This window comes from Rhizobium sp. WW_1 (assembly GCF_003610155.1).
Taxonomy (GTDB): domain Bacteria; phylum Pseudomonadota; class Alphaproteobacteria; order Rhizobiales; family Rhizobiaceae; genus Rhizobium; species Rhizobium tropici_A.
Genome location: NZ_RAIN01000010.1, coordinates 128,319 through 151,881 on the forward strand (window position 1 = coordinate 128,319; position 23,563 = coordinate 151,881).

A 23,563-nucleotide genomic window follows, 5' to 3' on the forward strand; every position below is an offset into this window, starting at 1 on the left:
ACAGTTCGCGCATCACGCGAAGATATCGAGACAACTATAAGAACAAGAGTAATTCTAGGATAGGGATTTCATGGGAACGGGTTGCCGCAATTCCTTGGCCGGCAGCAGTTCCTTATAGTCTGGCGCAACGAGGCCGCCCGATATCAGGAGCTTTGCACCATCCTCCGGGCTCATGTCGAGCACCGTGATCTTCTCGCGAGGAACAAAGACCAGAAAGCCGGCCGTCGGCACCGGCGTCGGCGGCAGGAAGACGGCCACCATGTCTTGCCCCATGGCGTTGAATTTCGAGGCGATCTCGCCCTTGGCATCCGTCGATATGAACACCATGGACCAGAGGCCGGGGCTTGGATATTCGATCAGCCCAACCTTCTTGAACGAGGTACCCTGCTCCTTCAGCACTGTTTCGAAGATCTGCTTGACGCTCTTGTAGATGGTGCGCACCAGTGGCACGCGATTGACGATCGACTCGCCGAAACGCACGATGCTCTGACCGATGAGGTTCTTGGCGAGAAATCCAACGATCGTAATGAAGATCATCGCGATCAGCAGACCGGTGCCCGGAACGGCGAAATTCAGATAGCTTTCGGGATCGTAGCGTGCGGGGATATAGGGACGAACCCAGCTGTCAGCCCAATGGACAACGGACCATGTCAGCCAGAGGGTGATGGCAATCGGAGCGCAGATGATCAGGCCGGCCAGGAAATTGTTTCTGATCCGCGTGGTCACGGACATTTTGATGAGCTTTTCAGTCATTCGCCGCTCGACAACTCCGTTCCGCCGCTACCTCTAACCGGCAAATCCTCCCCACCAACTCCGTAGGAGAATCGTGCCAGAAATCGGCGCGGCATACAACCCGCCAGCCACGTCACCGTACCGAACAAACGTCCGGCTCACGACGACGTGACAGCAAATGCGGGACGGAAGTTGCCCTATTCCACGGTGACCGATTTGGCGAGATTGCGGGGCTGATCGACATCGGTACCCATGAAGACAGCCGTATGGTAGGCAAGTAATTGAATCGGCAGCGAAAAGATGATCGGGGCGATGATCTCGTCGACGACGGGCAAGGTGATCGTCGCCATGGTCGGCAAGGTCGAGGCGGCCGCGCCAAGCTCATCCGTAATGAAGATGATCCGGCCGCCGCGCGCCGCCACTTCCTGCATATTGGAGACGGTCTTGTCGAAGAACCGGTCATGCGGGGCGATGACGATGACGGGCATGTTCTCATCGATCAGAGCGATCGGCCCATGCTTCAATTCGCCAGCCGCATAGCCCTCGGCATGGATATAGGAGATTTCCTTCAGCTTGAGCGCACCTTCCATGGCGAGCGGGAAGCTGGTGCCACGGCCGAGATAAAGCACGTCCTTGTATTTCGAAATTTCGCGAGAGAGGCTTTCGATCTGCGGCTGAATGATATTCAGCACCTGCGCCATGATACGCGGCATCTCAACGAGGTGATGAACCAACTCCTTCTCGTCCGCGCTGCTGACAGTGCCGCGAGCAACGCCGGCGCCGATCGCCAGGGATGCGAGAACGGCCAGCTGGCAAGTGAAAGCCTTGGTCGAGGCAACGCCGATCTCCGGGCCGGCCATGATCGGAAACACGGCATCGGATTCGCGCGCGATGGTCGATTCCTTAACGTTGACGACGGCGCCGATCTTCAAGCCATTGTCCCGGCAATAGCGCAGGGACGCCAGCGTATCGGCCGTTTCGCCGGACTGTGAAATGAACAGCGCAGCCTGCGAAGGCGACAAGGGCATTTCACGATAACGGAATTCGGAGGCAACATCGATTTCGACGGGAAGACGCGCATAGCGCTCGAACCAGTATTTACCGACCAGGCCGGCGAGATAGGCTGTGCCGCAGGCCGAAATCGCCAGACCGGAGACATGTCCGAAGTCGATTGCCGATACTTCAGGACGCACGCGATGGCTGCCGAAATCCACATAATGGCTGAGCGCGTGGGAGATGACTTCCGGCTGCTCGTAGATTTCCTTTTCCATGAAGTGGCGATGATTGCCTTTGTCGACGACATAAGCAGTCGCCTGGGAAATCTGCCGCGGCCTCTTCACTTCCTTGCCATTGAAATCGAGAATGGTCGCGCCGGCATGGGTGACGATGGCGCAATCGCCGTCGACGAGATAGGTGATCTCGTTGGTAAAAGGCGCAAGCGCGATCGCATCCGAACCGAGGAACATCTCGCCCTTGCCGTAGCCGACGGCAAGCGGCGGGCCGGAGCGCGCCGCCATCAGCGTGCCGGGATCGTTCTCGAACATTACGGCCAGTGCGTAGGCGCCCGTCACGCGATTCAGCATCTTCAGCATCGCCGCGCGCGGATCGAGACCTTCGTGGACATAAAGCGCAAGCAGGTGCGCCACGACTTCGGTGTCGGTCTGCGAAGCGAAGATCTTGCCCTCGGCCTTCAGCTCCTCCCGCAGTTCGGAAAAATTCTCGATGATGCCGTTGTGGACGACAGCGACGCCTTCGACGAAATGCGGATGCGCGTTGGTTTCATTGGGAACGCCATGCGTCGCCCAGCGGGTGTGCGCAATGCCCGTCGTGCCGGGCAACGGGTCCGACTCGAGCCGCTTCTCCAGATTGAAGAGTTTGCCTTCCGCGCGGCGGCGATCCATCACACCATCATGAATGGTCGCAACGCCAGCCGAGTCATAGCCGCGATACTCGAGGCGACGCAGCGCGTCCACCAAGCGATCCGCTACCGGCTTCGTTCCGACGATCCCAACAATACCGCACATACAACTCTCCGTCTGGCCTCAGATGTGAGGGCAAGTCCTAATCAATCCTGCAATTTTCTCAATTGCCACAACGGTCACTTTCGATTTCGGACCGTTACGTGAGCACGAGGGTTTAGTGGCCACCCTTCTTCGCTGCTTTGACGGCGAGAGCCCGTTCGCGGATCACCTTGGCCCGCTCCGGCTTCACCTCCTGACGCGCACGACCGAAGGCCAGCGCGTCAGCGGGAACATCCTCGGTGATGACGCTGCCGGAGGCTACGTATGCGCGGTCGCCGATGCGAATAGGCGCCACCAACGAAGAATTGGAGCCGATGAAGGCATTGGCGCCGATGTGCGTCTCATGCTTGTTGACGCCATCATAGTTGCAGGTGATCGTGCCTGCTCCGATGTTGCTGCCAGCGCCGATCGTCGCATCGCCGATATAGGCCAAATGGTTGACCTTGGCACCCTCACCGATCTTGCCATTCTTGACTTCGCAGAAATTGCCGACCTTCGCTCCGCCGGCAAGATCGGCGCCTGGACGCAGCCGCGCAAAAGGTCCGACCGTCGCACCGGCGCTGACATGGGCGCCTTCGATGTGGGAGAAGGCATGGATAACCGCACCGCCCTCGATCATAGCGCCGGGACCGAAGACGACGTTCGGTTCGATCAGCGCATCCTGGCCAATCACGGTGTCATAGGCGAGGAACACGGTTTCCGGCGCAATCATGGTCACGCCGGACAACATCAGTTCATGCCGGCGGCGCTCCTGCCAGAGGCGTTCGATGAAAGCGAGTTCAGCGCGATTGTTGCAGCCGGTCATTTCGACTTCAGGCGCATCGACGGCAACCGCACGGCCGCCGAGCGAACGGGCGATCTCGACGAGATCGGTGAGATAGTATTCCCCCTTGGCGTTGTTGTTGCCAATGCGATCAAGGAGATCCAGTGCCTTGCGACCGTTGATCGCCATCAACCCGCTATTGCACCACTTTATCGCCAGCTCGGCATCGGTCGCGTCCTTCGCCTCGCGAATGGCGATCAGCTCGCCGTCCTTGACCAGCAATCGGCCGTAAGCGTTCGGATGATCCGTATGGAAACCGATGACGACGACATCGTTGCCGTCGGCCAGTCCCTGGCGGGCGGCACGCAGTGGCGTATCGGTCAGCAGAGGCACATCGCCATAGGCAACAATGATATCATCGTAGCCCCTGGCGATCGCCTCGCGTGCGGCGAGCACAGCGTGGCCGGTGCCGAGACGTTCCTTCTGCAGATAGGATTCGACGGCGATGCCGCCGATCGATGCCGCCGCGCTGACCTCATCCGCATTGCGCCCAACGACCAGAGCCGCCGCCGAAATATCGGTCTTGGCAATCGCTTCCATGACATGGGCGATCATCGGGCGGCTGGCGATCGGATGCAGGACCTTCGACATCGACGACTTCATGCGGGTACTGTCGCCTGCGGCGAGTATGATGGCGAGACAGCTGCGTTCCATTTCAAGCTCCGAAATATGCGGTCAGGCGTTGCCCGGGACCGGGCGAGTCCCCTCATAGCAACAAGTCGCGCGCTGAACTATGGCGAAATTCAAGACGAGGTTCACGTTTCGGCAAGAATCTCGAAAGCTTCGAGAACGTGCTGGCGCCCATCGATAATCACGAATTCCATGGCCTTGTGCGCCGCAGCGACATCACGCGCTGCGATGGCGTCCACGATGGCCATATGCGTATCGGCGATATTGCCGAAACCGTTGCTCGAGGGCGGCGCGCTCATGCGGAACATGCCGACGAGCGCGGCCTCGATGAGCCCGCCGAGCGATCGCATGAACGGATTCTGCGAGACTTCGGTGATCGCCAGATGGAAATGCAGATCGGCAACCGCGAGACTATCAGGCGTGTGGTGCGGGGCGGCCATGGACGCGGCAAGACCGCGAAGCAGATCGATGTCCTCGCTGCTTGCCCGTTCCGCCACGAGGCTGGCTGCAAAGGGCTCGAAGGCCATGCGTATATCATAGAGATGGAGCAGAAAATCCTTGTTGACCCCGCTCTCGAAGTGCCAGCTGAGCACCTCGTTGTCGAACATGTTCCAGTGAATCCTCTCCGTCACTCGCGTGCCGACGCGGGCGCGCGGAACGACCAGCCCCTTTGCGGCCAAGGTCTTCATGCTTTCGCGCAGGACAGTGCGGGATACTTTGAAGCGCTGCAGGAGTTCACTGTCGCCGGGAAGAATGCTGCCGATCGGAAAAGCACCGGAGACAATCCCCTTGCCCAACTCATCAACCACCTGAGCATGGCTCGTGCGTGATTTCCCCTCGGATTTTCTCGTATCAAGCAATCGGCCGCGCAAGCACTCCGTCCTTCCCTCAGACATATTGTCGTTCAAGACAGGAAATCGGCAGAGGGCTCTTCTGCATCAGAATAAAGGCGAACAGCTATAAGCCGATCAATATCTTCGTTCACCAAAGCTGGAAAACATTCCACCGAAAGTGATGTAGGTCAGAATCAAGCCCTGTACGAAAATTCCGATGAGTGTTCCTCCGACGAACCCTGCTCCTCCCATCAGCAGTGTTCCGCCTCCAGCCATGTCAGCGACCGCACCGCACTCGACGCAGATCATGGCAAGCGAATATCCGGCAATGTATAGAGCGAAAAAACGATTCCGGATAGACGGGCGACAAAGCTGGACCGGGCCGCCAGCCACATAGGCTTTCCCGTCCGACGGCTTGTCCTTTAACGTTCGCGGAAATTCCTGACGTGCGGCTGATCGCCAGCTCATCTGCGGGCGCCGACCCAAGGATACAAAAAGGGCGCCCGAGGCGCCCTTTCTCGACTTCGACCATTTCGCCGCGCTTACTTCGACGCCGGCAGCTTGTCGTCAACGCCTTCAATGTAGAAGTTCATGCCGAGCAGCGTGCCGTCGTCAGCCTTTTCGCCAGCCTTCAGCCAGGGCGTGCCGTCCTGCTTGTTGATCGGGCCGGTGAAGGGAGCAAGCTCGCCGGACTTGATCTTGGCTTCGGTTTCCTCAGCCATCTTTTTCACGTCGTCGGGCATGTTGGTGTAGGGCGCCATCTTCAGGATGCCGTCCTTCAGGCCGTCCCAGCTCTGCTCGGACTTCCACTTGCCGTCGAGCAGCGCATGGACACGCTTGGAGTAGTAGTTGCCCCAGGTGTCGACGATCGCGGTCAGCTGTGCCTTCGGGCCAGCGGCGATCATGTCGGATGCCTGACCGAAAGCATGGATGCCGCGCTCCTGGGCAACCTGCATTGGCGCCGTCGTGTCGGTATGCTGCGTCAGGATATCGACGCCCTGGTCGACCATGGCCTTGGCAGCGTCGGCTTCCTTGCCGGGGTCGAACCAGGTGTTAACCCAGACGACCTTGAGCTTGAAGCTCGGATCGATCGAGCGGGCGCCCTGTTCGAAGGAGTTGATACCCATGACGACTTCCGGGATCGGGAAGGAGGCGATGTAGGCGGCACCGTGGTTCTTCGACATCTTGGCCGCGATCTGGCCGAGGATGTAGCGGCCTTCATAGAAACGCGAGTTGTAGGTTGCGAGGTTCGGACCGCTCTTGAAGCCCGTCGCGTGCTCGAACTTCACCTTCGGGAACTTGGCGGCAACCTTGACAGTCGCGTCCATGAAGCCGAACGAGGTGGAGAAGATCAGCGAGCAGCCGGAACGTGCAAGACGCTCGATGGCGCGTTCAGCATCCGGGCCTTCCGGCACGTTTTCGAGATAAGGAGTCTCGATCTTGTCGCCAAATTCCTTCTGGATCTGCTGGCGGCCGAGATCATGCGCCTGCGAGTAGCCGCCGTCCGTATGCGAGCCGACATAGACGAAGCAGACCTTGGTCGGAGCCGCTTCGGCGGCGGCAGCGAAACCAACGATGGCGGCAGCTGTCGTTGTGAGGGCGAGTGCTAGTTTTTTCATGGTTACCCCTGTTGGTTTGACATGTTTTGCAGAAATCGGCCCGGTGTTGCGATCAGCGCTCCGGAACGAAGGGCTTGCCGAGCGACGCTGGTGTGTTGATCAAGGTCGCGCGACGATTTTGAGAGATGATGACGAGAACCACAATAGTCGACGCATAAGGCAGCATCGACAGGAATTGCGAGGGTATGCCAACGCCAAAACCCTGCGCATGAAACTGCAGGATCGTTACGGCACCGAAAAGATAGCCGCCGGCCATGACGCGCATCGGCCGCCAGGAGGCAAAGACCACCAAGGCAAGCGTCACCCAGCCGCGGCCGGCCGACATGTTTTCGACCCATTGCGGCGTGTAGACGAGCGAGAGCTGTGCGCCGGCAAGGCCGGCACAGGCGCCACCGAACATGACGGCAAGGTAGCGCGTGCGGATGACATCGATGCCGAGTGCATGGGCCGAGCCGTGACTATCGCCGACAGCGCGCAGTTTCAGGCCGGCGCGGCTGCGGAAGAGGAACCAGTTGACCCCGATCAGCAGCGCAATCGAGAGGTAAAAAGTCAGATCCTGCTTGAACAGCACCGGTCCGAGGAACGGAATATCCGACAGGAACGGGAAGACGATCTCGTGCAATTGCACGCCTGGCACGCTGACATAGCCCTCGCCGATCATGCCGGAAAGACCGAGGCCGAGGATGGTCAGGGCCAAGCCGGTCGCGACCTGGTTCGTGACCAGCGTGAGGGTGAGGAAGCCGAACAGCAGCGAGAACAGTGCGCCCGCGACAATGCCTGTCAGCAGGCCGACATAGGGCGATCCGCTCATCTGCGCGCCGACGAAAGCGGCAACGGCGCCGATAATCATCATGCCTTCGACGCCAAGATTAAGCACGCCGGAGCGCTCCACCACGAGCTCGCCGAGGCCGGCGATAACGAGCGGCGTCGATGCCGTGATGATGGTGAGAAGGATGGCTTCAAAGACGCTCATGCCGCACCTCCCCGCACCCGCGACCAGACCAGGCGGATCTTGTAGTAGATCAGGGTGTCGCAGGAGAGCACGAAAAACAGCAGCAGGCCCTGGAAGACGCTTGCCGCCTTGGCCGATATGCCCGGCGACAATTGCGCGGCTTCGCCGCCGAGATAGGTCAACGCGAGCACCAGGCCGGAGAGGATCGCTCCGAGTGGATTGAGGCGCGCAAGGAAAGCGACGATGATAGCGGTGAAGCCATAGCCCGGCGAGATTGCCGGCTGCAGGTGGCCGATCGAACCGGAAACTTCGGATATGCCCGCCAATCCCGCGAGTGCGCCTGAGAAGAGAAAAGCGAACCAGACCATTTTCCGCGAGGAGAAGCCGGCGAAGCGCCCTGCCCGCGCCGACTGGCCGAGCACGCTTATTTCGAATCCCTTCAGCGTATATTTCATCAGGAACCAGGCGAGAACCGCGGCGACGACGGCAAAGACGATGCCCCAATGCGCGCGTCCGGAATCCTCCCAGATTGCCGGCAATACGGCTTCCGGCGGGAAATCGATGCTCTGCGGGAAGTTGTGACCCTGTGGATCGCGCCAAGGCCCGCGCGACAGCCAATCGAGGAAGAGCTGCGCGATATAGACCAGCATCAGGCTGGTCAGGATCTCGTTCGTGTTGAAATGCGCCTTCAAAAGCGCCGGAATGGCAGCGTAGAGCGCGCCGCCGATGGCACCGGCGATCAGCATCAGCGGCAGAACCATCGGCGAATGCCAATCGGTGAAGATGATCGGGATAAAGGAGCCAGCGACAGCCCCCATCGTAAACTGGCCTTCAGCACCGATGTTCCAATTATTGGATCGATAGCAAAGGCAAAGACCGACGGCGATCAGGATCAGTGGCCCAGCCTTGATCGCCAGTTCATGCAGCGACCAGACTTCCAAGAGAGGCTCGACGAAGAAGGCATTGAGCGCTTCGACGGGGTCCTTGCCCATCAGGGCGAACATGATGGTGCCGGCGATCAGCGCCAATGCGAGCGCAAGCAGCGGCGACAGGAGGCCGAAGAGCTTCGAGACCTGCGGGCGCTTTTCGAGTTCAATGCGCATGGGCAGGCTCCGAATGCGTCTTGGAATCATGCAGACCGCCCATCAACAGGCCGATCTTTTCGCGGGTCAGTTCACCGGCTGGATAGGACGGCGACAGGCGCCCCTCCGAAATGACGGCGATATCGGTCGCGACCTCGAAGATCTCATCCAGATCCTGGCTGATGACGAGCACGGCCGAACCGTCGCGGGCGAGGTCGACCATGGCCTGACGAATACGGCTAGCGGCACCCGCATCGACGCCCCAGGTCGGCTGGTTGACGACGAGCACGCTCGGCTGACGATCCAGTTCGCGGCCGACGATGAACTTCTGCAGATTGCCGCCGGACAGAGCGCCCGCAGCCGGGTCCTCGCCGCTCTTGCGTACATCCATTGCTTCGCAAATCCGCTTAGTCGCCTGCTTGACCGCGCCGTGCCTGATGATGTTGAGAAAGCCTCCGCCAAGGAATGCCCTGCGATCCGACTGATTGCGGGCGAGCACGAGGTTATCAGACAGCTTCAATGCGGAGACCGCCGCATGGCCGTGGCGCTCCTCGGGTACGAAACCGGCGCCGAGCAATCGACGGGCGTTGATGCCCCTGGTGCCAACACCCTCGCCACGCAACTGAACCAGATCATCCGACGCAACGGCATATTCGCCCGAGATGACATCGAACAGCTCGCCCTGCCCGTTTCCGGCAACGCCGGCTATCGCCAGCACCTCGCCGGCACGCACGCGCAACGAGAGATCTTTGAGCGACGTTGCAAAGGGGGTGCGCGCTGGCGCAGAAAGGCCGGCGATTTCCAGAAGGATGTCGCCCTTCTTGTCCATGCCTTCATGCTGTACGCTCGCGACATCGCTGCCAACCATCATACGGGCGAGCGATCCCGTCGTTTCCTGCCGTGGATCGCAAGCACCCGTTACTTTGCCATGGCGAAGAACCGTGGCGCGCGAACAGATACGCTGCACCTCTTCGAGCCGGTGGCTGATGTAAAGCACCGATCGCCCCTCGTCTCGCAGCTGGAACAGCGTCTCGAACAGACGATCGGCCTCCTGCGGCGTGAGAACGGCGGTCGGCTCGTCGAGAATGATCAACTTCGGATTCTGCAAAAGCGCGCGAAGGATTTCGATACGCTGCCGCTCCCCGACCGAGAGGTCTGCGACATGCGCATTCGGATCGAGCGGCAGGCCATAGGCACGCGAGAGCTTTGCAGCCTCCTCGGCAATTTTTGCCAGCGGGATATTGCTGTCGAGCGAGAGCGCGATGTTTTCCGCGACGGTCAGCGCCTCAAACAGGCAAAAATGCTGAAACACCATGCCGATGCCGAGCTTGCGCGCAGTACCAGGCGCATCGATCGACACAGGCTGCCCCTGCCAGACGATCTGCCCATGCGATGGCTCGAGCACGCCGAACAACATCTTGACCAGCGTGGATTTGCCTGCACCATTTTCCCCGAGGAGAGCGTGAATTTCCCCCGGCTGGATTTCAAGATCGATTTCGTTGCACGCAGTAAAACTGCCGAACAGCTTCGTCAGTTTGCGAACCGACAACAATGCTTCGGCCGCCGGCATATTGGATGACGACACGTTCCCCTCATTTCCTTCCCACCGACCTGTCCTTTACGGATCTATGGGATCAGTAGTGTAGTTCCACTCGTTTTTCTGGCTTCCAGATCCGCGTGCGCGCGCCCAGCATCGCCCAACGGATAAGTCTGATGAATATTGATACGCACTTTGCTGCTTTGCACAACAGCAAATAACGCATTTGCGCTGGCTCGCAACTCCTCAGGCGTGCCGACATAGGCAAAAAGACTGGGACGCGTCGCGAAAAGCGAGCCCTTCTGGTTGAGGATGGCGAGATTGAAGTTCTCGATCGGACCCGAGGACTGGCCGAAGGTGACCCACATGCCGCGCGGCTTCAGGCAATCGAGCGAATGCGGGAAAGTATCCTTGCCGACCGAGTCGTAGACGACATCGACGCCCTTGCCGCCGGTAATCTCGCGGACACGCTCGGCGAAGTTCTCCTTGCTGTAATCGATGACGTGGTCATAGCCATGCGCCAGCGCCAGCTCGACCTTTTCGGCGGAACCGGCGGTGCCGATAACGGTGCCCGCTCCGAGCGCCTTGGCCCACTGGCCGGCAATCAGGCCGACGCCGCCGGCGGCGGCGTGAAACAGCAGCGTCGTTCCCGGACCGACCTTGAAAGTGCGATTCAACAGATATTCGGCCGTCATACCCTTCAGCATCATCGATGCCGCGGTTTCGAGCGGAATATCGTCTGGCACCTTGACCAGATGGCGGGTTTCGATGTTGCGCTCGACGCTGTAGGCACCGTCGCTGCTGGCATAGGCGACGCGATCGCCAACGTCAAAATCGGTCACGCCGGGGCCAACTTCGGTGATCGTGCCTGCTGCTTCCTTGCCGAGCGGCAGCGGAAACTGAGGAGCCTTGTAGAGACCGGAACGGAAATAGACATCGATGAAATTGAGGCCGATGGCCGCATGACGAAGCTGCACCTCGCCCGCGCCGGGAGGCGGTAGATCTACCTCCTCCAGCTTCATGACCTCCGGACCGCCATTTTCATGGATACGGATAACCTTGGTCTTCTTCATGACGCGTCGTCCTTATTGGCGTCCGAGGGACGGGAAAAATTGCAGCACGGCGCCGATACAATAAAGATAAATACCACTGATGATGAAGAGGACAACGGCCCATTGCGGCATGACGAAATGCATCAGCAGCGAATAGATACCGAGCGCCGACCAGAAGAGGAATATGCCAAGGTTCAGCGGCCGGAGGCGCTTGACGCGCACGGGATGCAGAAAATTAATCGGCAGGAAGGTCAAAACGACGGAAACGCCGACAATAATCATGGCCGTCGTCGCGCTGGCGTCGATGACGAACAGCGTGAAGATCACCATGTTCCAGACGACCGGGAAACCGGAGAAGAAATATTCGTCCGTCTTCATGCCGGTATCGGCATAATAGATGGCACTGGAGACCACGATCATGCCGGCCGCCACAAAGGACCATGGCTCGCCGATCATGCCGCTCTCATAGAGTGCGAAGGCGGGCAGCAGCACGTAGGTCACGTAGTCGATGATATTGTCGAGCGTATCGCCCGACCAGTTGGGCAGCACTTCCTTGACGCGAACCTTGCGGGCGATCGGGCCGTCTATGCCATCGACCAACAGAGCCAGGCCAAGCCACCAGAACATATCGACAAAGCGATGTTCGGATGCCGCGACGACGCCGAGAAAGGCGAGAAACGATCCGGATGCCGTCAGTATATGGACGGAGAAAGCACGCATCTCCGCATAAGGCACCCGCTTGTAATTGAAGATTTTCATCCGCCCCACGATTCGTCAGCTTATTCACCTGCCCCGGCAGGCGGTTTTTCTTGCTAATATGCATCCTTTGGTCGACACCGCCAGCGCAAAAGCGTTCACCGCCGCACGCTAGCGCGACTTACTGTCATTTTCACCCATTGCGATGTTTCATCCCATGGATTTCAACAGGCTAAGCGCTTATTTTCAGAACCGAAGGCAATTGAGGCATCGACATGAAGCAGATTGAAGTGGCCGTTATCGGCGGTGGCCTGGCCGGCATGATCACGGCATTCGCGCTCGCGCGCGGCGGAAGATCCGTCGCACTCGTCGCGGCGCCGCATAACAAGGCCGACAAGCGGACGACGGCGCTGATGGATCAATCGATCCGCTTTCTGGAGCGCCTGACACTTTGGGACAGAATAGCGCCCGCCGCAGCCGCGCTGACCACAATGCGTATCATCGACGGCACTTCACGGCTGCTACGGGCTCCCACAGTCTCATTCCGGTCGTCCGAAATCGGGCTGGAAGCCTTCGGCTACAATATTCCGAATGCCGTGTTGCTTGACAGTCTCAGCCAAGCCATCGAAGCGGAAGGCAATGTCACCCGGATCGAAGCCACGGCATCCGAAATCACCTTCGGCGACGATGGCGTGTCGATTTCTCTCGACAATGGCGATTCGATCGATGCCGCATTCGTCGTCGGCGCCGATGGCCGCAATTCGAAGGTGCGCGAGACGCTCGGCATCAAGACCAAGGGCTGGTCCTATCCGCAATCGGCGATGGTTTTGAATTTTGCCCATAGCCTGCCGCACCAGAACATTTCCACCGAATTTCACACGGAAAGCGGGCCGTTTACGCAGGTCCCCCTGCCGGGCAGGCGTTCCAGTCTCGTCTGGGTGCAGAAGCCGGCAGAAGCGGCCGCCAATGCCGAGACATCGCTCGAAGAGCTTGGCAGGCTTGTTGAGGAACGGATGCAATCGATGCTCGGTCAGGTGACGATCGAGGACAATGTGCAGGTCTGGCCGCTTTCCGGCATGACGGCCCATCGCTTCGGCAGGGGACGCGCCGCGCTGATCGGCGAAGCCGCCCATGTCTTTCCGCCAATCGGCGCGCAAGGGCTCAATTTGAGCCTTCGCGATATTCTGGTGCTGACGGAAATTCTGAATGACCGCCCGGAACAGCCAATCCCGGCGACCTCGGGCGACAGTTTCGACCGCAAGAGACGCGCCGACATCATCAGCCGCACCGCGAGCGTCGATCTCCTCAATCGTTCGCTGCTGTCGGACTTCCTGCCTGTGCAGATGCTCCGCGCCGCCGGCCTGCATGTGCTTTCCGCCATCGCTCCGCTGCGTAATATCGTCATGCGCGAAGGCATCGAACCCGGCGGCGGCCTGCGTAATTTTCCGTCGATGCTACGGGAAAAGCTGCGCCGGTAAGGCGCCCGACTTTATCAGGTAGAGAACAACCGAAACCGTCGCCACGGAGCAGGCCGTGGTGATCAGGATGGTGGCGGACGACCGCTCCTGCCACACATCATATTGCTGGGCGATCACGAAGACACTCGTCGCCGTCGGCAGTGCCGCGAGCAAAACCGCCGCCTCGATCCATACGGGATCGAAGTGCCCGAATGACTGCAGAACGGCGTAGACGACGAGCGGGTGCAGGATGAGCTTCGCCGGCACGATATAGCCAATCTCGACCGGAATGCGCTTCAGCGGCCGCAGAGCCAAGGTCACGCCCATGGCAAATAATGCACATGGTGCAGAGGCTTGCGCGAGATAATTGATAAACTGCTCGAATGCTGCTGGCTGCTTAAGCGAAAATGCCGCCACGACGAAACCCAGCGCCGTAGACAGGATGAACGGATGCAGCAGCACTTTCCGGACGATATCCATAGCAAGCTGCGGCGGAGAGCGCCTGTCCCCACCTTCCAGCGCCATCAGCACCGGCGCGACGATGAAATGCAGCGCGTTTTCGAAACAGACGATCAGCGCCACGGGAACGGCAGCCCTTTCACCCAACGCCAGCAGCGCCAAACCCGGCCCCATATAGCCGATATTGCCATAGGCGCCCGAGAAGGCCTGGATCGTGCTGTCTGCAAGCGAATTGCGACGCAGGAAGCGGCCGATCAGAAACAGCAGCAAGAAAACCGAATAGGTCGCGGCTATGTCGGTTGCGATGAAATCGACCCGCGTCAACTGCTCGATCGGCGTTTGGGAAACGAGCTTGAAGAGCAGCGCCGGCAATGCCGCATAGATGATGAACGTATTGAGCCAGCCGAGAGCCTCCACCGGCTGCTTCGTCACTCGCGCGGCGACGTAGCCAATCAGAATCAGGGCGAAGAATGGCAGCAGCAGGCCGACAATATCAGCCATGGGGGTCGGCCATCGGGCATGTTCCGTTTTGCCGGGGAAATCGGGGCGAGAGTATCGCCCGATTTAGCCGATTTTCATCAGGATGGGAAAGGTTTGCTGAAACCAGATCGCCATATCGCTGACATAGCCGAAGATGAAGGCAAGGCCGGTCAATACCAAAAGCCCGCCCATGACCTTCTCGACCGTGCCGAGATGGCGGCGGAAGCGGGAGAGAAAGTTCATGAAGGCGCCGGAGAAGCCGGCGGCGATCCAGAAGGGAATGGCAAGCCCGAGGGAATAGACGGCGAGCAGGCCGGCGCCGGCGCCGACCGTTTCGCGCGAGGCGGCGATGCCGAGGATGGCGCCGAGCACCGGGCCGATGCAGGGCGTCCAGCCAAAGGCAAAGGCAAGCCCCATGACATAGGCGCCCGTCAGCGTCGCCGGCTTGCCGCCGCTCTGGAAACGCGCTTCACGGGCAAGAATGCCGATGCGGAAAACACCGAGGAAATTCAGGCCCATCACGACGATGATGAGGCCGCCGATCTTGGCGAGGACATCGAGATGCTGGCGCAGCAACATGCCGATGGAGGAGGCGCCGGCGCCGAGCGCCACGAAGACGGTGGCAAAGCCCAGCGTGAAGAACAGCGCCGACAGCAGCACATTGCCGCGTACGCTCGGTGCGGATGCGACAGCCGCACCGCCGCCACGGAACTGCTCCACCGAGATGCCCGCCATGTAGCAGAGATAGGGCGGCACGAGCGGCAGCACGCAGGGCGAAAGAAACGAAAGCGCTCCGGCGAGCAAGGCACTCAGAAGCGAAATATCGGCAAGCGACACGATGGACTCCGGCTATGTCATTCCGGTCCCTTCCTAACGATGCGGGCACCGGAAGGCCAATCACCTTTTCGAGTGGACACCGAGTCTTGCCTTAAAGTTGACGGAATTGAGGTTCCCGCGGAAAGGCGCAAAACCCAGGTTTTACCCGGGTTTTGCGGGCGCGACCAGCAGTCGCAAAACTGTCTGATGAACGAATTGCTTTTGCAAAAATATTGGTCCAAGCTGTTGATGTTCGTCGAACAACGTACATTCCACCCAAGCTATTTAGCGGAGGAAAAGCCCCCATGCGTATTGCTACTATGTTCACGACTGCAGCCTTTGTCGCCCTCTTCAGCGTAAGTGCCATGGCACAAACGGCAACCACCCCCAGCACCACCACGACGACCCCAAGCGCAACGACGTCGACCCCGTCGACGACCACGATGAAGCCGAAGGCAATGAAGCCGGCACAGACTGCCGTCTCCAAGGCATGCTCCACCCAGGCTGACGCCAAGGGTCTGCATGGAAAGGCGCGCGCCAAGTTCCGAAGCGACTGCAAGAAGAACGGCGGCAAAGCCTAAAAGCGCATTTCATTCCAAAATCGTGGTCAACTTTACCGTTCAGCTGGCGGTAGAGTTGATCAACGCGCTTCCCTCGATTACCCCGCGCAACATTCCGATTGATAAGACTGGCTGCGGCGTCAGATACCGCAAGGTCTGATTGTTTTTGCTTCGGCCCTTTCGGATATGGATCGATCAACTGCCCGTGCCATCGATGATGACACGGCGCGCTTATGCTCTACCCGTCGATACCGATCAGCAGCAGGTCCCAAGCGATGGGTGGTTTGGCAGGATTTGCCATGCAGCACTGGCAACGTTGCGCAACAAACGAGACAAACCCCGGAAACCCATTGAAATTACAGTCCGTCCTGTCCGATCGAATCAATGAACGGAGCAGGAAGTTGAGACCAGCCATAAACCCTCCCCCCTCAGAAGCAGCATCGCACGCGAACTATCTGACGGCCTGTCTTTTCGCGTTGGAACCTTCCATCGAGAGCCTCATCGAGGCTGCCATGAAATCAGGTTGGAAGCGCGAATATGTTCTCCTGGCGATCATGGCCATTGCGCTGAACGACAGCAGCGCGAATGGATCGTCATCGCAGCCATTGCATTCATGAATCGGTGATGACCAAATTGCCGGGCAAACCATGACCGTCACTTCTGGAACGGCCATTGCTGCGTTCAATCGTCAGAGCGCGGCGGCGGCCCTGCCGAAGACGAAATCGGCTTCGGTGCCGTCGGTCAGCCGAACCCGGCCGGAGCCATCGAGACCATTGGCTTGGCGCGTCGCGATGACGATGCCCTTGCGACCATCCGAGCAGTGGACTGCCATGGAAATCGTCACGGACGTGTCGAGCGAATCATAGCTGCCGGCACACTTGACGGTCTTGCCCTTCAGTCTCCCCGCCACCTGGAAGCTGCCACCGGACATCGTTGCGGTCGATGTTCCCCGCATAACGTCGCCTTTGCCCGAGATCACCGCCACCGGTACCGTGATGGCACAGGATGCAAGCGACGCCGCCGAAATGGCGACGATGACAAACCCGCTGATTTTCATGAAACTTATCCCCCAACTGACGCGCGAAGTTATGCACGCCATGGGCGAGCGGTCAATCCTGCTTCGTCAAGCTGGGCAGTATCGTTCATGCATATGGAAACGGCACATCGTCCGCGTGAGCAGCGGCCTAACAGATGGATATTGCTCAGGTTCCCTTCGGCTTGCGCTCCCTCGTGGCGGGGTCGACCTTGCCATCCGCGAGCCTGTTGCGGGGATCGGCGACGAGCGCTGCCTTATTCTTCTCCTTTGCCACCCCTTCGCCTTCGGGCGCCTTGCTGTGTTGTATCTTCGCCAGCGCCTGCTTCTTGTCGCGGCTGCCACGTGGTTCTCGCTGCTGATCCTGTGCCAAGAAGCACCTCCTCTCTGTTGGAAGAGGAACTCGTGCGATCGGCTTAGGTTCCAGCGGAAACGGTATCGGCAAGCTGCGATCGTCGAGGGATGACACGATCTATCTCGTTGCGGGCTATCGGAATCACAAATGGAGGCAGCCCGAAACGGGCAAAGGCACATCTCTCTATACCTTTAGCGACACTTAATATTATAATACGACGATAGACGTGAAACGAATCATGAATCTCATGCGTTTAGATATAGGTTTCGCTGCCATCTGAGGAAGCTAACCATGACGTCGTTCGAAAGGAAGAAACTCGCTCGGCTCGTTATGCTCACATTGCTGCCGATCTTCGGCGGTCTGACAGCGGTTGCGATCGTCGCGCTCTCCGCAATCGCATAGGTGCCGGCCGCAGAATCTGCGTCGATGAGCCAAGCCCAATCGCTGATCTCGAATCAGAGCGCTCTTTATGTGTTGCTATTCAAACATCAGGAGCAATCGGTACTATCAACCGAAAATGAATAGTCCCTACCCTTCAGCTGATAGATGTAATTCGCCAGAGACGCCTCGCCCGAGCTGAATTTCGGCAGCAGGAAGTCGCAGAGATCGGTAAGCTGCGCCGATTTGACGAGAGGCGGATCGAAATCATCATCGTCGTCATCAAGATCGTAGAAATAGCTGTAGATGTGATCGGTGAGGTCTATCTTCGTGAGCGTGGTCTTCTGATCGACCTTTCTGGGCAAATCCTTGTTGGCGAAAACCACAGGATAGCGCTCCGTGAGGTAGGGAATCACCAATCGCTCCGTCACCGGTGTCGTGATGGCGATACCGATCAGCGGCAGCACGCTCAGGGCTATCGAAAACCTCCTGCCTGCGATCAACCCGAACAAAAGTCCCAGGGAACCCAGCAATCCGCAAACGATTGCATATATTTCCCACAACGATAGCTCTGCCACGAATTCCATCATTCGCCTGTCGTCTTCACCAACCATCTTTTTGATGACGCTATCGTACTATCAAATCGACATTTTTCACCAGAAAATTTGCGACGAATGCCATCAACAACCTGTGCGTTATGATGTCTTTACGGGCTTCAGACCGATGACGGGCCAAAACTCCAGTGCTGCTTTGAACGTTTGCCGCGCGACAATCTACGGCTGACTTTTTGTACCCCGTAGTTACTTCCATTCGGCTTTGGATGGTGCTTCTCTCCGGTTCCAGTCGATCCACTACAGGAAACTGGCCCAAGGCCGCGGCACATAATTCCTACGTGCCGCCAGCTTTCTCGGACCCTTCGCGCCCGATTTAGGGGCGCAGCCGTTTGGGGGTGCGGCTAAGCAAGGTCACCTCCCTGATGCTGGCGACATTCAGCATCCGCATCAGAATGCGGCCCAGGCCGACGCCCATGCCTCCGTGCGGAGGGCAGCCATATCGGAAAAAGTCGAGGTAGTCGGAAAGCGCATCCAACTTATAGCCACGCGCGGTTGCCTGAGCCACGAGGCGTTCATAACGATGCTCCCGCTGCGCTCCGGTCGTGATCTCCATCCCACGCCACAAGAGGTCGAAGCCCTTTGTCATATCAGGCCGATCATCTTGGCGCATGTGGTAGAACGCCCGATGCCTTGCGGGATAATCTGTGATGAACAGGAACTCGTGGCCTGTCGTCTTTGCCATGTGTTCAGCAAGGATGCGTTCGCCTTCGCTATCCAGATCAGAGCGCGTTCGGAGCGGATGTCCCAAGCTTTCGAGCGTTTCGCGCGCCTCTTCGAATGCCAGCTTTGGGAATGGAAGCGTTGGCGGCGCGACATCGACGCCAAAGAGCCGCCTGATTTCCGCCCCGTGAGCCGCGGCAACGGCAGTTATCGCATGGGATAGCCAGCGCTCTTCAATCTCCATCAACTCGTAATGGTCTTCAATCCATGCGATCTCCATGTCGATCGACGTGAACTCGGTTTCATGACGGGACGTAAACGACGGTTCTGCGCGAAAGGCCGGCCCGATTTCGAAGACCTTCTCCATGCCTCCGGCAATTGCCATTTGCTTGTAGAATTGCGGTGATTGCGCCAGGAATGCCGTCATGCCGAAATATTTTACGGCAAACACCTCCGCTCCAGACTCACTGAAAGTGCCCATCAGCTTCGGCGAATGAATTTCGCGAAAGCCGTGTTGTTCCCAGAAAGAGCGCATGGCCCCTTCAAGCGTCGTCTGCACCGCGAAAACGAGTTGCTGAGCTGGATACCGCAGGCTGACCTGGCGATGATCTATCCATTTATCCAATCCGGAATCCTCGGCGATAGGAAGCCGAGCTTCCGCAAGACCGCAGATTTCTGCGTTCTCGATCACAACTTCCAGACCACCGAGCTTCACGCTGGGAGCGACATCCACCCTCCCCGTGACAATGATCGAACTCTCCGGCGTCGGAATATCAAGTGCGGCCGCAAGCCCGGCATCGCCCTTTGTCTGCGTGAGTTGAACCTTTCCGGTCTGATCACGAAGAACAATGAATCGCATATGTTTCTGGTCGCGGATGGTTTCGGCAAACCCGCATAGTTTGACCCGCTGCCCAATGAGTGAAGGCAGATCGGCGGCGAAGGAACGTGTCGAAGGTGAAGTATGAGACATGACTTTCTCCTGAAAACGGAAAACCGGATCGGAGAAGCCAAAACCAAAAGCCCTTCCGAAAACCGGCAGGGCTGTGGTGATCAATGAGCTACGTTACGAAGCGCACACGATATCCACGACCCCGGAGGGGCCGTTATTATTGATCGTGCTTTTTGATAGCGTGCTCATGGCGCACATTTATTCGCAAGAGGATCGAAATGTAAATATCGATGTTTGCGATGCCGACCGGCTCGGCCGCCTTCCGTTCAGGAGAAAATCCGGAATTCGAAGATCGCTTCGGAACCAGATTTGAAAATCTGCCATATTTTTCCGCAGACTTGCTCGCTAGCGCGAGGATTGGACGAGGCGTCCGCTGCCCCTGCTAGCGCAGCTTCGCAATATGCGGCGGCTGCGGTGCAGCGTTCTCATGGCGTCCCGACATCGAGCCGGTAATTACGGCAACAGCGGCAACCACGACGTAAATAATCGTCCCTTTGGGCTTCCGGTCCGATATGCAATGCCTTGTCGACTCTAGCGAGCGCGGATGGTCAGACATCTTGATCCTTTAATATTCAAGCGCTCGTGTTTAGTCGATCATCGGCACCGAATGAACATCCAGATTCGCGTGTCTCCCTTGCACGGCGCGAATAGCAATCCATGCCTGATTCTGAACCGCTTGGCAAAAAAGCGACCCTCGCGACCCGCACAAGGCTCTGGGACGACGGATATCCTCATAGATGGAATACGGACAAATCGAGCGAAACACCGCTCGCGGGATATTTTGGGGAAGGTAGAGTTCCCTCACAACACAATGCCGGAGTTCGGTTCCTCGCGTTCGCGATGGAAAACCAAAAGAATCTCTCTAGAAAACATAATGAAGTTTCTGGTGAGAGCGATGGGATTCGAACCCATGACCTACTGATTAAAAGTCAGTTGCTCTACCGACTGAGCTACGCTCTCCCTCTCCGCAGGCAGATGCTGCCTCGGCTGGAAGTGCGCGGAACATATGCAGACGCCCTATTGCGGTCAACCCATAAAATCGAGGTTGTTAGCGGCCGAAGATGCTTTTCCTCACCTTGATGGGATGAAATGGCGGCATCGGACCGACGAAATTGCTCTTTACCGGGGAAAATCGAAGGTCCGGCGTCATAAGCGGGCGAACTTCGACAAGGCAATTGATTCTCAAAGACCTAAACAACCGTAACAATTTCCCTCAATAATCAGGATTGCAATGAACGGATTGATCGGCTCGCCATCCGCAACAGTTGGGGTGCGAATCGTTTTTGGTGTATATCAGTTATTGTTAACAACCTGTCGGGCCCTCAGGAGGTTCTTTTATGGAAGACGCAAACGTCGGTTGGATTGCAGCAATTATCATCGGCGGCTTAGCTGGCTGGTTCGCCGAGATGATCATGAAGAGCAATACGGGCATCATCATGAACATCATTCTGGGCATCGTTGGCGCGCTCGTTGCCAGCTGGCTGTTCCGTACTCTCGGCATCGCGCTGCCGTTCCATGTATGGCTGAATTACCTGATCACGGGTTTCATCGGCGCCTGCATCCTGATTTTCATCGGTCGCCTGATCAGACGTTAGCGGCGTACCGGGCAAGACACCCCAATCGGGAAGAGGAAAAGGGGAAGGCGGTTCGTTCCGCCTTCCCTTTTTTGTTGCCTCGATTTGGCCGCCTGAACGCGGGTAGGCAGCAAGCTCCTGGTGGGCCGGATGAAATGGGGAGCGCTTTTAAGGCCTTCCCAAGCCCGACATCGACGCTATCTATCAAGACTGGAACCGAAAGGAGGTTGGAAATATGACGGAAAACGCCAATCGGACAACCGCTCGCAAAGTCGTCCGCGGTCGCGCCTATAGCATTGCGGAGTTTGCGCGAAAATATCGCCTCGACGATGCGGAGGCAAAGCGCCTCTTCTATAAGTTCGGTCCTTCGTCCACCGAACTGGACCTGCTCATGGCCGCCAAACGAAGGCCGCCGACGCTTGCGACCGCAATCGGTCAGTGATGCGGCTCTTCCAGCCAGACCCGTAAGATACCTCGAGATCGCCGCGCTTCGAAGCGATGGCAACGCGCAAGCGATACACGGCGCAGTACATGTCAGCGCCCGTGTATCGCATTGATATATCACAATAGGTTGCCTTCGATTATGCGAGATGACACTCTGTGCCGCTCAAGCAAACGTCGGACACAGCTCGAATGCAGAATTCGCTTAGCCACCTCGCCTATCTCGCGCTGGAATATGCGATCGTGACGCTTGAGCTGAAACCGGGCGCGCTCGTCACCGAAAAGCAGTTGATCGAGATGGCTGGGCACGGGCGGACGCCGGTGCGCGAGGCCATCCAGAAGCTTGCCTGGCAAGGCTTGATTCATGTTCGACCGCGCGTCGGGCTGCAGATCGCGGAAATCCGCCCGGAGGATCATCACTATGTCATGCAGGTGAGGCGCGAACTGGAGCCGATTGCGGCGGCACTCGCCGCCGCCCATGCAGATCCGCAGCAGCGCAAGCAGTTGCGGGAATGCGCGCGGCTGATGACGGCGTGCGCCGTTACCGGCGACTTGCCCGGCTTCTTCGCAGCCGACAAGACCTTCGACGAAGTTCTCGAAGCCGCCTGCCCTAACAACTTCATCACCGCCGCGCTCGCCCCCGTGCAAACGCATGCGCGCCGGCTATGGTATGCAACCGGAACGCATGATCGCATGGATCGAGCGATCGCCATGCATGTTCAAGCCATCGAAGCCATTCAAAACGGCGATACGAATGCTGCTGAGACAGCCATGACCGCGCTTATCGATTATCTCAACGGCGCATGAAAAAGGCGGCTTCGCTGCCGAAACCGCCTTTCATTCCAGATTGAGATAATTCGGTCAGCCGACGAAAGCGCGTTCGATAACGAACTCTGCCGGCTTGTTGTTGGCGCCTTCGTTCAGCCCAGCCTTTTCCAGCAGGTTCTTGGTGTCCTTCAGCATGGCGGAAGAACCGCAGATCATGCCGCGATCAATCGCGGGGTCGAGCGGCGGCACGCCGAGATCGCTGAAAAGCTTGCCGTTGTCGATGAGGTCGGTGATACGGCCCGTGAAGGGGAAGTCTTCGCGGGTCACAGTTGCATAATGGCGCAGCTTGTCGCCAACGACTTCGCTCAGGATCTCATCGCTGCGGATTTCCTCGACGAGGTCGAAGCCGTATTTCAGCTCGGCGACATCGCGCGTGGTATGGGTCAGGATGACTTCCTCGTACTTCTCATAGGTTTCCGGATCGCGGATCAGGCTCGCGAACGGTGCGATGCCGGTGCCGGTGGAGAACATGTAAAGGCGACGACCGGGCGTCAGCGCATCCAGCACCAGCGTGCCAGTCGGCTTCTTGCGCATCAGCACTTCGTCGCCGGGCTTGATGTTCTGCAGGTGCGAGGTGAGCGGACCGTCCGGCACCTTGATGGAGAAGAATTCCAGCTCGTCGGCCCAGGCAGGGCTTGCGATCGAATAGGCACGATAAAGCGGTTTGCCATCGACCATCAGGCCGATCATCGCGAATTCGCCGGAGCGGAAGCGGAAGCCTTGCGGCCGGGTCATGGTGAAGCGAAAGAGCCGGTCGGTATAATGCGTGACGCTCAGCACTTTCTCGGCGAAGACGCCGGCGGGTACTGCTGAAGCAAATTCATCTGTCTTTGCGGGGGCGTTCATTCTGTCTCGAATCCCGTTTTTGTCTTACACGTCTTTCCTGGCAGGCTCATTGCGCGATGCTGATATTATAATATAGCCCGTATTGAAAGGCATTCCATTCCGTCAGCCACCACAGGACTGAAATATGTATATTTCA

At 58.3% G+C, this 23,563-nt stretch carries 24 protein-coding genes, 1 tRNA gene and 1 pseudogene; 6 read left to right on the forward strand and 20 right to left on the reverse strand.

The annotated features are described in order from the left end of the window. Positions 1-54 precede the first annotated feature (54 nt). From BJ928_RS26140 to pcsA, 11 genes and pseudogenes are all read right to left on the reverse strand, one after another. Complete coding sequence (locus BJ928_RS26140; protein WP_047633348.1) at positions 55-753, reverse strand: DUF502 domain-containing protein; 699 nt, start codon at positions 751-753, stop codon at positions 55-57. A gap of 176 nt (positions 754-929) precedes the next feature. After that, positions 930-2,756: a glutamine--fructose-6-phosphate transaminase (isomerizing) gene (glmS, locus tag BJ928_RS26145; RefSeq protein ID WP_047633347.1), complete on the reverse strand. Its 1,827-nt coding sequence runs from the start codon at positions 2,754-2,756 to the stop codon at positions 930-932. A 112-nt stretch (positions 2,757-2,868) separates the two neighbouring features. Then, on the reverse strand, positions 2,869-4,230 hold the full coding sequence (gene glmU, locus BJ928_RS26150; RefSeq protein WP_047633346.1) for a bifunctional UDP-N-acetylglucosamine diphosphorylase/glucosamine-1-phosphate N-acetyltransferase GlmU: 1,362 nt from the start codon (positions 4,228-4,230) through the stop codon (positions 2,869-2,871). A gap of 101 nt (positions 4,231-4,331) precedes the next feature. Beyond that, positions 4,332-5,078 carry a FadR/GntR family transcriptional regulator gene (locus BJ928_RS26155; RefSeq protein ID WP_047633345.1) on the reverse strand — a complete coding sequence of 249 codons (747 nt, stop codon included), beginning with the start codon at positions 5,076-5,078 and terminating at the stop codon, positions 4,332-4,334. A gap of 16 nt (positions 5,079-5,094) precedes the next feature. Further along, positions 5,095-5,434, reverse strand: a pseudogene (locus BJ928_RS38595) (sugar ABC transporter permease YjfF); the annotation flags it as partial. A gap of 147 nt (positions 5,435-5,581) precedes the next feature. After that, on the reverse strand, positions 5,582-6,658 hold the full coding sequence (locus BJ928_RS26160) for a BMP family ABC transporter substrate-binding protein (RefSeq protein ID WP_047633344.1): 1,077 nt from the start codon (positions 6,656-6,658) through the stop codon (positions 5,582-5,584). A 52-nt stretch (positions 6,659-6,710) separates the two neighbouring features. Next, positions 6,711-7,631, reverse strand: a complete 921-nt coding sequence (locus BJ928_RS26165) for an ABC transporter permease (RefSeq protein ID WP_047633343.1) — start codon at positions 7,629-7,631, stop codon at positions 6,711-6,713. After that, positions 7,628-8,713: an ABC transporter permease gene (locus BJ928_RS26170; RefSeq protein ID WP_047633342.1), complete on the reverse strand. Its 1,086-nt coding sequence runs from the start codon at positions 8,711-8,713 to the stop codon at positions 7,628-7,630. Before BJ928_RS26170 ends, BJ928_RS26165 begins: the two co-directional genes overlap by 4 nt. Continuing rightward, positions 8,703-10,277, reverse strand: a complete 1,575-nt coding sequence (locus BJ928_RS26175; protein WP_047633341.1) for an ABC transporter ATP-binding protein — start codon at positions 10,275-10,277, stop codon at positions 8,703-8,705. Before BJ928_RS26175 ends, BJ928_RS26170 begins: the two co-directional genes overlap by 11 nt. A gap of 41 nt (positions 10,278-10,318) precedes the next feature. Continuing rightward, entirely contained in the window at positions 10,319-11,302 is a 984-nt protein-coding gene (locus BJ928_RS26180; protein WP_047633340.1) for a quinone oxidoreductase, read from the reverse strand. A 12-nt stretch (positions 11,303-11,314) separates the two neighbouring features. After that, a complete protein-coding gene (pcsA, locus tag BJ928_RS26185) occupies positions 11,315-12,040 on the reverse strand; it encodes a phosphatidylcholine synthase (protein WP_047633339.1) in 726 nt (241 codons plus the stop codon). A 212-nt stretch (positions 12,041-12,252) separates the two neighbouring features. On the opposite strand from pcsA, the gene BJ928_RS26190 reads away from it, so the two are divergent. Then, positions 12,253-13,455, forward strand: coding sequence for a UbiH/UbiF family hydroxylase (locus BJ928_RS26190; RefSeq protein ID WP_047633338.1), 1,203 nt, complete (start codon positions 12,253-12,255; stop codon positions 13,453-13,455). Here BJ928_RS26190 and BJ928_RS26195 read toward each other — a convergent pair. Continuing rightward, a complete protein-coding gene (locus tag BJ928_RS26195; protein ID WP_047633337.1) occupies positions 13,432-14,394 on the reverse strand; it encodes an AEC family transporter in 963 nt (320 codons plus the stop codon). The two genes, BJ928_RS26190 and BJ928_RS26195, sit on opposite strands and share 24 nt — an antisense overlap. 63 nt (positions 14,395-14,457) lie before the next feature. Next, positions 14,458-15,210, reverse strand: a complete 753-nt coding sequence (locus tag BJ928_RS26200; RefSeq protein ID WP_047633336.1) for a cytochrome c biogenesis protein CcdA — start codon at positions 15,208-15,210, stop codon at positions 14,458-14,460. A gap of 284 nt (positions 15,211-15,494) precedes the next feature. Here BJ928_RS26200 and BJ928_RS26205 point away from each other — a divergent pair, with 284 nt between their 5' ends. After that, positions 15,495-15,770, forward strand: a complete 276-nt coding sequence (locus tag BJ928_RS26205; protein WP_047633335.1) for a PsiF family protein — start codon at positions 15,495-15,497, stop codon at positions 15,768-15,770. 430 nt (positions 15,771-16,200) lie between these two features. On the opposite strand, the gene BJ928_RS26210 is transcribed toward BJ928_RS26205, so the two are convergent. From BJ928_RS26210 to BJ928_RS26225, 4 genes are all read right to left on the reverse strand, one after another. Beyond that, positions 16,201-16,422, reverse strand: coding sequence for a hypothetical protein (locus BJ928_RS26210; RefSeq protein WP_047633334.1), 222 nt, complete (start codon positions 16,420-16,422; stop codon positions 16,201-16,203). 15 nt (positions 16,423-16,437) lie between these two features. Continuing rightward, positions 16,438-16,806: a hypothetical protein gene (locus tag BJ928_RS26215; RefSeq protein ID WP_052227781.1), complete on the reverse strand. Its 369-nt coding sequence runs from the start codon at positions 16,804-16,806 to the stop codon at positions 16,438-16,440. 145 nt (positions 16,807-16,951) lie between these two features. Then, entirely contained in the window at positions 16,952-17,155 is a 204-nt protein-coding gene (locus BJ928_RS26220) for a hypothetical protein (RefSeq protein WP_047633333.1), read from the reverse strand. A 470-nt stretch (positions 17,156-17,625) separates the two neighbouring features. After that, positions 17,626-17,982: a hypothetical protein gene (locus BJ928_RS26225; RefSeq protein ID WP_245432543.1), complete on the reverse strand. Its 357-nt coding sequence runs from the start codon at positions 17,980-17,982 to the stop codon at positions 17,626-17,628. Here BJ928_RS26225 and BJ928_RS39410 point away from each other — a divergent pair. Further along, the gene (locus BJ928_RS39410; protein ID WP_245432545.1) at positions 17,957-18,298 is read left to right on the forward strand and encodes a hypothetical protein; all 342 of its coding nucleotides are present in this window, start codon (positions 17,957-17,959) and stop codon (positions 18,296-18,298) included. The two genes, BJ928_RS26225 and BJ928_RS39410, sit on opposite strands and share 26 nt — an antisense overlap. A 144-nt stretch (positions 18,299-18,442) precedes the next feature. Here the strand turns inward: BJ928_RS39410 and aspS are convergent, their stop codons facing one another. Both aspS and BJ928_RS26235 read right to left on the reverse strand, forming a co-directional pair. Beyond that, entirely contained in the window at positions 18,443-19,843 is a 1,401-nt protein-coding gene (gene aspS / locus BJ928_RS26230; RefSeq protein ID WP_245432547.1) for an aspartate--tRNA(Asn) ligase, read from the reverse strand. Between the two features lie 779 nt (positions 19,844-20,622). Next, a tRNA-Lys gene (locus tag BJ928_RS26235) sits at positions 20,623-20,698 on the reverse strand. Positions 20,699-21,075: 377 nt separating this feature from the next. Between BJ928_RS26235 and BJ928_RS26240 the strand changes: the two genes are divergently transcribed. The 3 genes from BJ928_RS26240 (at position 21,076) to BJ928_RS26250 (ending at position 22,560) form a co-directional block, all read left to right on the forward strand. Continuing rightward, positions 21,076-21,333: a GlsB/YeaQ/YmgE family stress response membrane protein gene (locus tag BJ928_RS26240; RefSeq protein ID WP_047633331.1), complete on the forward strand. Its 258-nt coding sequence runs from the start codon at positions 21,076-21,078 to the stop codon at positions 21,331-21,333. A gap of 214 nt (positions 21,334-21,547) precedes the next feature. Beyond that, positions 21,548-21,754 carry a hypothetical protein gene (locus BJ928_RS26245; RefSeq protein ID WP_047633330.1) on the forward strand — a complete coding sequence of 69 codons (207 nt, stop codon included), beginning with the start codon at positions 21,548-21,550 and terminating at the stop codon, positions 21,752-21,754. Positions 21,755-21,945: 191 nt separating this feature from the next. Next, a complete protein-coding gene (locus tag BJ928_RS26250) occupies positions 21,946-22,560 on the forward strand; it encodes a GntR family transcriptional regulator (RefSeq protein ID WP_047633329.1) in 615 nt (204 codons plus the stop codon). A 54-nt stretch (positions 22,561-22,614) separates the two neighbouring features. Here the strand turns inward: BJ928_RS26250 and BJ928_RS26255 are convergent, their stop codons facing one another. Then, positions 22,615-23,427: a ferredoxin--NADP reductase gene (locus BJ928_RS26255; RefSeq protein WP_047633328.1), complete on the reverse strand. Its 813-nt coding sequence runs from the start codon at positions 23,425-23,427 to the stop codon at positions 22,615-22,617. Positions 23,428-23,563: the final 136 nt, after the last annotated feature.

What these genes read in the sequence shown, in the direction of transcription:
- BJ928_RS26140 (WP_047633348.1), bottom strand. Translation starts at nt 753, where the DNA reads ATGACTGAAAAGCTCATCAAAATGTCCGTGACCACGCGGATCAGAAAC.
- glmS (WP_047633347.1), bottom strand. Translation starts at nt 2,756, where the DNA reads ATGTGCGGTATTGTTGGGATCGTCGGAACGAAGCCGGTAGCGGATCGC.
- glmU (WP_047633346.1), bottom strand. Translation starts at nt 4,230, where the DNA reads ATGGAACGCAGCTGTCTCGCCATCATACTCGCCGCAGGCGACAGTACC.
- BJ928_RS26160 (WP_047633344.1), bottom strand. Translation starts at nt 6,658, where the DNA reads ATGAAAAAACTAGCACTCGCCCTCACAACGACAGCTGCCGCCATCGTT.
- BJ928_RS26165 (WP_047633343.1), bottom strand. Translation starts at nt 7,631, where the DNA reads ATGAGCGTCTTTGAAGCCATCCTTCTCACCATCATCACGGCATCGACG.
- BJ928_RS26170 (WP_047633342.1), bottom strand. Translation starts at nt 8,713, where the DNA reads ATGCGCATTGAACTCGAAAAGCGCCCGCAGGTCTCGAAGCTCTTCGGC.
- BJ928_RS26180 (WP_047633340.1), bottom strand. Translation starts at nt 11,302, where the DNA reads ATGAAGAAGACCAAGGTTATCCGTATCCATGAAAATGGCGGTCCGGAG.
- pcsA (WP_047633339.1), bottom strand. Translation starts at nt 12,040, where the DNA reads ATGAAAATCTTCAATTACAAGCGGGTGCCTTATGCGGAGATGCGTGCT.
- BJ928_RS26190 (WP_047633338.1), top strand. Translation starts at nt 12,253, where the DNA reads ATGAAGCAGATTGAAGTGGCCGTTATCGGCGGTGGCCTGGCCGGCATG.
- BJ928_RS26195 (WP_047633337.1), bottom strand. Translation starts at nt 14,394, where the DNA reads ATGGCTGATATTGTCGGCCTGCTGCTGCCATTCTTCGCCCTGATTCTG.
- BJ928_RS26205 (WP_047633335.1), top strand. Translation starts at nt 15,495, where the DNA reads ATGCGTATTGCTACTATGTTCACGACTGCAGCCTTTGTCGCCCTCTTC.
- BJ928_RS26210 (WP_047633334.1), bottom strand. Translation starts at nt 16,422, where the DNA reads ATGGCCGTTCCAGAAGTGACGGTCATGGTTTGCCCGGCAATTTGGTCA.
- BJ928_RS26215 (WP_052227781.1), bottom strand. Translation starts at nt 16,806, where the DNA reads ATGAAAATCAGCGGGTTTGTCATCGTCGCCATTTCGGCGGCGTCGCTT.
- BJ928_RS39410 (WP_245432545.1), top strand. Translation starts at nt 17,957, where the DNA reads ATGGCGATACCGATCAGCGGCAGCACGCTCAGGGCTATCGAAAACCTC.
- BJ928_RS26240 (WP_047633331.1), top strand. Translation starts at nt 21,076, where the DNA reads ATGGAAGACGCAAACGTCGGTTGGATTGCAGCAATTATCATCGGCGGC.
- BJ928_RS26245 (WP_047633330.1), top strand. Translation starts at nt 21,548, where the DNA reads ATGACGGAAAACGCCAATCGGACAACCGCTCGCAAAGTCGTCCGCGGT.
- BJ928_RS26250 (WP_047633329.1), top strand. Translation starts at nt 21,946, where the DNA reads ATGCAGAATTCGCTTAGCCACCTCGCCTATCTCGCGCTGGAATATGCG.
- BJ928_RS26255 (WP_047633328.1), bottom strand. Translation starts at nt 23,427, where the DNA reads ATGAACGCCCCCGCAAAGACAGATGAATTTGCTTCAGCAGTACCCGCC.